At 63.2% G+C, this 9,474-nt stretch carries 7 protein-coding genes; 5 read left to right on the top strand and 2 right to left on the bottom strand.

The features are described from left to right. Positions 1 to 430: 430 nt before the first annotated feature. The 4 genes from B348_RS0110880 (at position 431) to B348_RS0110895 (ending at position 4,560) form a co-directional block, all read left to right on the top strand. Positions 431 to 1,021 (top strand): antibiotic biosynthesis monooxygenase, encoded by a 591-nt coding sequence (locus B348_RS0110880; RefSeq protein WP_017736155.1) that lies wholly within the window; start codon positions 431 to 433, stop codon positions 1,019 to 1,021. Continuing rightward, positions 1,018 to 2,856: an amidohydrolase gene (locus B348_RS0110885; RefSeq protein WP_017736156.1), complete on the top strand. Its 1,839-nt coding sequence runs from the start codon at positions 1,018 to 1,020 to the stop codon at positions 2,854 to 2,856. Before B348_RS0110880 ends, B348_RS0110885 begins: the two co-directional genes overlap by 4 nt. A gap of 27 nt (positions 2,857 to 2,883) precedes the next feature. Then, on the top strand, positions 2,884 to 3,498 hold the full coding sequence (gene ycaC / locus B348_RS0110890) for an isochorismate family cysteine hydrolase YcaC (protein ID WP_016980087.1): 615 nt from the start codon (positions 2,884 to 2,886) through the stop codon (positions 3,496 to 3,498). A 180-nt stretch (positions 3,499 to 3,678) separates the two neighbouring features. Beyond that, positions 3,679 to 4,560, top strand: a complete 882-nt coding sequence (locus tag B348_RS0110895) for a LysR family transcriptional regulator (RefSeq protein WP_017736157.1) — start codon at positions 3,679 to 3,681, stop codon at positions 4,558 to 4,560. Here the strand turns inward: B348_RS0110895 and B348_RS0110900 are convergent. Together B348_RS0110900 and B348_RS0110905 are read right to left on the bottom strand one after the other, a co-directional pair. Continuing rightward, positions 4,547 to 5,584 (bottom strand): AraC family transcriptional regulator, encoded by a 1,038-nt coding sequence (locus B348_RS0110900; RefSeq protein WP_017736158.1) that lies wholly within the window; start codon positions 5,582 to 5,584, stop codon positions 4,547 to 4,549. The two genes, B348_RS0110895 and B348_RS0110900, sit on opposite strands and share 14 nt — an antisense overlap. 1 nt (position 5,585) lies before the next feature. Next, positions 5,586 to 6,500, bottom strand: a complete 915-nt coding sequence (locus B348_RS0110905; RefSeq protein WP_017736159.1) for a GGDEF domain-containing protein — start codon at positions 6,498 to 6,500, stop codon at positions 5,586 to 5,588. Between the two features lie 403 nt (positions 6,501 to 6,903). On the opposite strand from B348_RS0110905, the gene B348_RS0110910 reads away from it, so the two are divergent. Beyond that, positions 6,904 to 9,417: a TonB-dependent receptor gene (locus B348_RS0110910; protein ID WP_017736160.1), complete on the top strand. Its 2,514-nt coding sequence runs from the start codon at positions 6,904 to 6,906 to the stop codon at positions 9,415 to 9,417. The last annotated feature ends 57 nt before the right edge of the window (positions 9,418 to 9,474 follow it).

Here is a 9,474-nt window from a genome sequence, read left to right on the forward strand (position 1 = left end):
CGAGCTCGGTTCAAAATGTGGGAGCTGGCTTGCCTGCGATGCAGGCAATTCGGTACATCAGGCACACCCAGTTGATGTCATCGCAGGCAAGCCAGCTCCCACAGGAGAACGCGCACGCTTCATCGATCAGGTCGGCTGTCAGGCCGCCTCGCTTTGCTTTTGATTTTGATCTTGGGCGCCCCCCAAATCCATGTCGGATTACGGGCATGCCGAGCCTGGGCGAGGCACCGAGTGTTGGGGCAAGAGCGTTTTGCTTACTTTTGCGCTCTTCAAAAGTGAGCCGCTGTAAGGGCGGAACCCTAAGCCGCCGTTACCCAAATAACGGATATGTACGCAGCCCACCCCAAACAGCACATACATCCAATTCCCCCCAAGTAATCCCAACCAAACTCCCCCCATCGCTCAACTCTCCAGGGGGGAATCAAACGCCATGGACCCAACACCCAAAACCAGCCCCGACGAAGTCGTCACCCTGGTCGTCAAACACCTCATCAAACCCGGCCACGAAGCCAATTACGAAGCCTGGCTGCGCCGCATCGTGCGCATCGCCGGCGAACGCCCCGGCCACCTCGGCGTGGACGTCGTACGCAGCAAACAAAACCACCTCGCGCTGTTCACCTGCGTCCTGCGCTACCGCTCCACCGATGCCCTGGAACGCTGGCTCGACTCCCCCGAACGCAACGACCTGATCGCCGAAGCCGTCCCCATGCTCGCCGACGGCGACAACACCGAAATCGGCGCGGTCAACGAGTTCTGGTTCAACCCCGAAACCGAACACGCCGCCAAACCCCCGCGCTGGAAACAGGCCGTGGTCACCCTGTTCGTGATCCTGCCCCTGACCCTGCTGATCCCGATCATCTGGGGCCCGGTGCTGCGCCTGCACCCGTTTCTCTCCAACTACGTGGTCGCCACCTTCCTGATCACCCTGACCATCGTCCTGCTGGTGGTCTACCTGCTGATGCCGGCCGCCACCCGCCTGTTCGCTCCCTGGCTTGAAGCCTCTGTAAAGGAAACCCTATGAACGCCGACCTGATTCTGTTCAATGGCCAGTTCCACACCGTGGACCGGGAAAACCCGCGCGCCACCGCCGTCGCCATCCACCAGGGCCGCTTTGTTGCCGTCGGCACCGACGGTGAAGCCATGGCCCTGCGCGGCAGCGGCACCCAGGTCATCGACCTCAAGGGCCGCACCGCGATCCCCGGCCTCAATGACTCTCACCTGCACCTGATCCGTGGCGGCTTGAACTACAACCTGGAACTGCGCTGGGAAGGCGTGCCGTCCCTGGCCGATGCGTTGCGCATGCTCAAGGACCAGGCCGACCGCACCCCGACGCCGCAATGGGTGCGCGTGGTCGGTGGCTGGAACGAATTCCAGTTCGCCGAAAAACGCATGCCGACCCTGGACGAATTGAACCAGGCCGCGCCAGATACCCCGGTGTTCGTCCTGCACCTGTACGACCGCGCCTTGCTCAACCGCGCCGCCTTGCGCGTCGCCGGCTACACCAAGGACACGCCGAACCCGCCGGGCGGCGAGATCGTGCGTGACAGCAACGGCAACCCCACCGGCATGCTGGTGGCGCGCCCCAACGCGATGATCCTGTATTCGACCCTCGCCAAAGGCCCGAAACTGCCGCTGGAATACCAGGTCAACTCGACCCGCCAGTTCATGCGTGAACTCAATCGCCTCGGCCTGACCAGCGCCATCGATGCCGGCGGTGGTTTCCAGAACTACCCCGATGACTACGCGGTGATCGAGCAACTGGCCAAGGACGAACAGTTGACGGTGCGCATCGCCTACGACCTGTTCACCCAGAAGCCCAAGGAAGAACTCAGCGACTTCAAGAACTGGACTGGCAGCGTCACCATGCACCAGGGCGATGACTACCTGCGCCACAACGGCGCCGGCGAGATGCTGGTGTTCTCGGCCGCCGACTTCGAAGACTTCCTCGAGCCGCGCCCGGACCTGCCGCTGACCATGGAGCAGGAGCTGGAACCGGTGGTGCGCCACCTGGTGGAGCAGCGCTGGCCGTTCCGCCTGCATGCCACGTATGACGAGTCCATCTCGCGCATGCTCGACGTGTTCGAGAAGGTCAACCGCGACATTCCGTTCAATGGCCTGCCGTGGTTCTTCGACCACGCGGAAACCATCACGCCGAAAAACATCGAGCGTGTGCGTGCCCTGGGCGGCGGTATTGCGATCCAGGACCGCATGGCATTCCAGGGCGAATACTTCGTCGAGCGCTACGGCGCCAAGGCGGCCGAAGCCACGCCGCCGATCAAGCGCATGCTCGCCGAAGGCGTGCCGGTCGGGGCGGGCACCGACGCCACGCGGGTGTCGAGCTACAACCCGTGGACCTCGCTGTACTGGATGGTCAGCGGCCGCACCGTCGGCGGCCTGGAGCTGCACGCCGAAGGCTTGCCGCGCCTCACCGCGCTGGAACTGTTCACCCATGGCAGCGCCTGGTTCTCGTCCGAGCAGGGCAAGAAAGGCCAGATCAAGGTCGGCCAATTGGCGGACGTCGCCGCACTGTCGGCGGACTTTTTCAGTGTCGATGAAGAAGCCATCAAGTGGATCGAATCGGTACTGACCGTGGTCGGCGGCAAGGTGGTCTACGGCGCCGGCGACTTCGAAGACTACGCCCCACCGCGGGTGCCGGTGCTGCCGGACTGGTCGCCGGTGGTCAAGGTGCCGGGTCACTGGCGTCCAAGTTCGCCGTTGCAGGCGCAAGTCCACCAGTGCAGCGGCCCCTGCGGCGTGCATGTCCACAGCCACGAAAAGGCGCGGCTTTCCAGCGTGCCGGTCAGCGACTTCCAGGGTTTCTGGGGCGCGTTTGGCTGTTCCTGCTTTGCTTTCTGATTTCCCATCCCCGTAAGGAGTTGAACCATGGCTAGCCCACGCTTGAACAAAGATGACGCGGTTGTACTGTTGGTCGATCACCAGACTGGCCTGATTTCCCTGGTCCAGGATTTCTCCCCCAACGAATTCAAGAACAACGTACTGGCCCTGGCCGATGTGGCGAAGTTCTTCAACCTGCCGACCATCCTCACCACCAGCTTTGAAAGCGGCCCCAACGGCCCGCTGGTGCCGGAACTCAAGGAACTGTTCCCGGACGCGCCGTACATTGCCCGGCCTGGCCAGATCAACGCCTGGGACAACGAAGATTTCGTCAAGGCCGTCAAGGCGACCGGCCGCAAGCAGATCATCATTGCCGGCGTCGTGACTGACGTGTGCGTGGCGTTCCCGACCCTGTGCGCGCTGGAGGAAGGCTTTGAAGTGTTCGTGGTTACCGATGCTTCGGGCACCTTCAACGAAACCGTGCAACAGGCCGCCTGGGCGCGCATGACCGCCGCCGGTGCACAACTGGTCAACTGGTTCGCCGTGGCCTGCGAGCTGCAGCGCGACTGGCGCAACGACATGGAAGGCTTGGCCAACCTGCTGTCGCCGCGCATTCCCAACTACCGCAACCTGATGAACAGCTACTCGGCGTTCACCAAGTAACCCCACCCGTAAAACACCGCTGAACCCTGTGGGAGCTGGCTTGCCTGCGATAGCGGTGTACCAGCTGACAGTAATGTTGGCTGATACACCGCTATCGCAGGCAAGCCAGCTCCCACATTTGATTTGTAGCGTTGCGACCATCCGGTTATAAAGCCATCAAATGTCCACCGAGAAGCGACAATGAACCCCTTTGAAGACATGCGCCTGTTCTGCCAGGTCATGGAGTCCGGCAGCTTCACCGCCGCCGCCGAACAGCTCGGCCTGTCCAAGCAGTTCGTCAGCCGCCGCCTGATCCAGCTGGAAGACCGCCTCGGCGTGCGTCTGCTCAACCGTTCCACCCGCCGCCTGGATGTCACGCCCCTGGGCCAGAGTTACTACGAATCGGCCCTGCGCCTGCTCGGTGAAGTCGAGCAAGTGGAGCAGGGCATCGCCGGGCAGAACAGCGAACCGCGCGGCACCATTCGCCTCAGCGCGCCGTTGTCGTTTGCCATGGCCCACCTGGGTTGCCTGTTGCCGCTGTTTTTGCAGCGTCATCCGCAAGTGGCGGTGGAGGTCGATCTCAGCGACCGCCCCGTGGACCTGATCGGCGAAGGCTACGACCTGGTCTTGCGCATCGGCACCCTGGAAGACTCCACCCTGATTGCCCGCCGTATCGCCAGCATTCCCCGGGTGTACTGCGCCAGCCCCGACTACCTGGCGCTGCGCGGTACGCCGCAAAAACCGGAGGATCTCGCCGCGCACGACTGCCTGCCCTACGGCCATGGCCGCCAGGTGCAATGGCGCTTCAAGGGCAAGGTGCAGGCGCTGAATGTGAGCGGGCGGATGCGCGTGAACAACGGTGATCTGTTGCGCGACACCGCCATCGCCGGTTTGGGCGTGACCTATCTGCCGACCTTTATCGTCGGCGACGCGCTGAAGGACGGGCGCCTGGTCAGCGTGCTGGACGAATTCGCCCCCGAAGACCTGACCCTGTCGGCGGTGTACCCGCAGCACCGGCAAAGCTCACGGCCGGTGCAGGCGCTGGTGGAGTTCTTGCGCGAGCGGCTGGCTAGCGGCTGTTGAACAGCTGGCGGATCAGGTTGGGTGTGCTGCCGGTCCAGCGTTTGAACGCGCGACGGAAGTTCGCCGCATCGTTGAAATTCAAGTACGCCGCCACTTCCTCATTGCTGTAGCCCTTGACCTGGTACAGGTGCAACGCCACCTGCTTGCGCACCCGGTCCACTTGCTGCTGAAACCCGGTGTCGTGCTTGTGCAGCTTGCGCTTGAGGGTCGCCGGGCTCATGGCGAACGCCTGCGCTGCCTGTTCCAGGCTCGGCGGTTGGCGCACCAGGTCGCGCAGGTAGTCGTCGAGGCAATCGAGAAAACTGGCGGCAAAGCCCAACTGTTCGATCTGCTCACGGGCCTGCTGGCGCGCGACTTGCCCAGCCGTGGCCGACGCGCCCGGCCACGTGCGGGTGAGGTATTCGCGGGGGATGCAGAGCATGTCCAGCGGGCGATCGAAGCGCGTGTCTTCGCCCAGGTGCACCCAGTACTGCTCGACATAACGCGGCTCGGCATGGCTGAAACTGGCCACCCACGGCAGGCGTTCACCGCTGAGCCATTGGCTCATGGCAACCAGCGAGGTCATGCTGGCTTCGAGCAGGAAACGCCAGTGTTCGCCAGCACCACAACTGTCCAGCCAATACAGGTAGGCGTGGTGCTCATCCAGCGCCAATTGCAGGGTGACCAGTGGGCTGAGCAACACTTGCTGCTGGATCAGGATGTCCAGCGCCTGATGCAGGTTCTGCGCGTGGCCCAAGGCATGGCTGGCCGCGCCGTAGTAGCCGGGCAGCAAGCGTTGGCCGAACAGGAAGCTGCTGTCGTCGGCATCCAGCAGTTTGCGGCTGTTGCCGATCAGGCCGAGGAACTGCTGCGGGCTCAGCCGCGCAGTGCCCGCCAGGATGTCCTCATGAAACAGCCCGGTGCCGCGCAGCAGGCGATGGCTGTCGATGTCCCGCGACAACGCCAGGTCGATCAGGGTGGCGGGTTGGTAATGCCCCGGGATGAAGCGGCTGTCGGCTTCATACCAGTCGGTTTTCACCGCCATCTCAGGCGCTTTTCGCAAGCGGTTGCTTGGCACGGGCCAGCGCCAGGTTGAGGCGCTTGAGTAAATCCTGCGGCGCCTCGTCCAGGGCCATGACCACGGCGGTGGTCGCCGCCAGTTGCAGGCGTTCGCCTTGCAGCCGGGTCTTGTGGGCGAGGGCGCGCACGGTCTGTTGCAGCTCCAGCGCAAGTAGCTGGGCCTGGCGTTCGCCGGTGTTGGGCAGCAGCACCACGAAGCGGTCGCCGGCCAGGCGGCAGAGCAAATCCTGACGGCGCAGGTTGAGCAACAGCACATGGCTGAGGGCTTGCAACACCGCATCGCCTTCGGCATGCCCATAGGCCTGGTTGATGGCGGCGAAGTTGTCCAGGTCCAGGGCCAGCAGCGACAGCGGTTGCTGCTGCTCCTGGCTGTCACGCAGGCTGTCGGCGAGCTGGCGCTTGAGGTAGTCGGCGCCGGCCAGGGGCGTGAGTTTGTCGAACAGGCGATGCTCGCGGAACAGCCGCTCGCGTTTCTCCATCTGCGCACTGATCGCCAGTTGTTCGCGGTGCCAGTGGTAGATGCCGATGGTCAGCAAAATCATGCCCACTGGCATCGGCCCGGATTCGAGCCAGTGGTCCCAGGTGATGCTGTCGGGCAGGCGGATGAACTCGTCGAGGCTGTCGATCCACCAGGAGAAAAAGATGCACGACAGGCCCAATGCCAGGTAGTTGGTGACGCGCCCGGCGGGACGGCTTTTCAGCACCAGGCCGAGCCACACCAGGGCGAGCAGGGCGGAGCCGCCTTCGCCGAAGATGTCCAGCCACACCCATTCGCTGAAGCTTTTCAACTCGCCACAGGCCAGGTGCAGGATCAGCCCGAGGTTGGCGGCGATCAGCAGCAGGGAGAGTTTCCAGCGGTGGGGTTTGAGCACGGAGAACATGGCCGGCGTCCTTGGGGTAATTCAGTCGTGGGCGCCAGCACAGCAGATGGTTGTGACAGTTGCGTGACGGGGTGGGTGGGTCGAATCAGCTCATGTCCTAAGCACCATTCACTGGCAAACACAGATCAAATGTGGGAGCTGGCTTGCCTGCGATGCAGACACCTCGGTCTTTCAGTAACACCCGGGTGATGCTATCGCAGGCAAGCCAGCTCCCACACAAGCCAGCTCCCACAGGTTGACCGAGGTCATTTCAGCTCATTTGTACGCTTGAGGTCGCTCCAAACCCCGGGTTATGGCCTTCACACGCTGTACCTGTCACAGAACCGTCATCCCCCACCCCTAGCGTGCCCTCCCAGTTGCCGGGCCTCTTGCCTGGCGCCAACGGATTCTTGGGGAGGATTGCATGTACAAGCGCACCGGGCTCGTCGGCTTCACGCTTACCGCCTTGGCCCTGGCCATGGCCAGCGAGCGGATCAACGCGGCCGAAGCGGCCACCACCGAGCACGTCGAAGTGGTCGGCCAGGCCGCCGCGATCGATTCGGCGCTGAAAGAACAGCGCACCGCCGACAGCATCAAGAGCGTGGTGCACGCCGACGGTGTTGCCCAGTTGCCGGATGAGAACGTCGCCGAAGCGGTGCAGCGCCTGCCGGGTGTCAGCGTCGAGCGCGACCAGGGCGAAGGGCGCTTCGTCAGCGTGCGTGGCCTGGGCCCGGACCTCAACAGCGTGACCATCAACGGCACCCTCGTGCCCGCCCCGGAAAGCGCACGCCGCGCCGTGGCCCTCGATGTGCTGCCTTCGGAGCTGGTGCAGTCGCTGTCGGTGATCAAGACCCTCACCCCGGACATGGACGCCAACTCCCTCGGTGGCACGGTCGATGTGCAAAGCCTCTCGGCCTTCGACCACAAAGGCCTGTTCTACACCGGCAGCAGCGAAGCCAGCTACGACAAGAACACCCACCAGACCAGCCCGAAGTTCTCCGGCGCCGCCAGTAACCGCTTCAGCCTGGGCGACGGTATCGACAACTTCGGCGTCGCCGCCGCACTCAGCTGGCAGAAGCGCGACTTCGGCTCGGACAACGTTGAAACCGGCGGTGCCTGGGACTTCACTGACGGCGCCAAGCTCAACGAATTCGAACAGCGCGACTACGACATCAGCCGCGAACGCGCCGGCGGCGGCCTGAACTTCGACTACAAGCCCGATGACCTCAGCAGCTATTACCTGCGCACCCTCTACAGCCGCTACAAGGACACCGAGACCCGCAACTCCACCAGCATCGAATTCGCCGACCCACTGGCACCGGGCGAACTGGGGGATGCCGAAGGCAAGCGCAAGCTGAAAAACCGCGAAGAAACCCAGGAAATCCAGTCCTACGTCTTTGGCGGCGAACGCATGCTCGGCCTGTGGACCTTGAGTGGCCAGGCCGGTTACAGCCAGTCCAGCGAAGACAGCCCGGCGCACATCGCCGGCGCGACCTTTGACGGCGGCGACTTCGCCAACAGCGGTTTCTACGACAAGGACAAACCGCGCCCGATCATCGGCAGCGCTTTCTACGACGCGAGCAACTTCACCCTCGACAAGGTCGACTGGGAAAAACAGAACACCAAGGACACCGAGAAAAACCTGCGCCTGGACCTGGCCCGCGACTATGACCTGAGCGGCTACGCCTCGCAGTTCAAGTTTGGCGGCAAGGTCAGCCGCCGGCACAAGAGCAACGACCTGGAAGCCTGGGTCTACAAGGATTTCGACGAGCTGGGTTTCAGCGACGAACAGCTTAACCTAACCCAGTTCCAGAAGGGCACTGTGGATTATCGCCTGGGCAACTACGGCCCCGGCATCAGCCCCAGCAGCATCAAGCAGTTGATCGGTGGCCTCAACGCAGCGGACTTCTATGACGAGACCGAATCGCGGGTCAACGACTTCACCATCCGCGAAGACATCAACGCCGGCTACCTGATGAACACCATCGACATCGACGACTGGCGCTTCATTGCCGGCCTGCGCTACGAAGGCACCGAGTTCGAAGCCAAGGGCACCGGCGCCACCGACGGCGTGTTCACCGCCACTGACACCAAACGTCGCTACCACCACTGGCTGCCGGGCCTGCATGCGCGCTACCAGATCGACAAGAACACCCAGGTGCGCGCGGCCTGGACCAAATCCGTGGTGCGCCCGACCTTCGGCCAACTGGCGCCGGGTTTTGTCATCGACGATGACGAAGCCACCTTCGGCAACCCGGACCTCAAGCCGCTGGAATCGAGCAACCTGGACCTGGGCATCGAGCACTTCATGGGCCGCGCCGGCACCGTCTCGGCGTTCGTGTTCTACAAGGACATCAAGAACTTCGTCTACAACACCGACCTCGCCGGCACCGGCGCCTGGACCAACTTCTCCGAGGCCCACACCTACGCCAACGGCGACAGCGCCAAGCTGTATGGCCTGGAACTGGCCTACTCGCAGAAGTTCGACTGGCTGCCGGCGCCGTGGAACGGTTTGCTGGTGGGCGCCAACACCACCTTCAGCCGCTCCAGCGCCGATATCGAAGGCTTTGACAGCGCCAGCGGCGGCAACCGCAAACGCAACATCAGCCTGCCGAACCAGTCGGACACGGTCGGCAACCTGATGCTCGGCTGGGAAGACGACAAGCTCAGCCTGCGCCTGTCGGCCAACTACAAGTCGGCCTACCTGTACGAGCTGGCGTCGATCAACGACAAGGCCCATGACCTGCATGTGGATGCGCAGACTTTTGTGGATTTCAGCGCGCGTTACTCGCTGACCAAGAACCTGCAAGTGAGCTTCGAGGCGCAGAACCTGACGGATGAGTCGTACTTCGTCTACACCGGCCATCGCAGCTACAACGGCCAGTACGAAGAGTACGGCCCGACCTACAAGGTCGGCCTGACCTTCACCCACTTCTAAACACCAACATTGATCTAAATGTGGGAGCTGGCTTGCCTGCGATAGCGGTGGGTCAGC

Origin of the sequence: Pseudomonas sp. CBZ-4, from assembly GCF_000346755.1 — a bacterium.
GTDB lineage: Bacteria > Pseudomonadota > Gammaproteobacteria > Pseudomonadales > Pseudomonadaceae > Aquipseudomonas.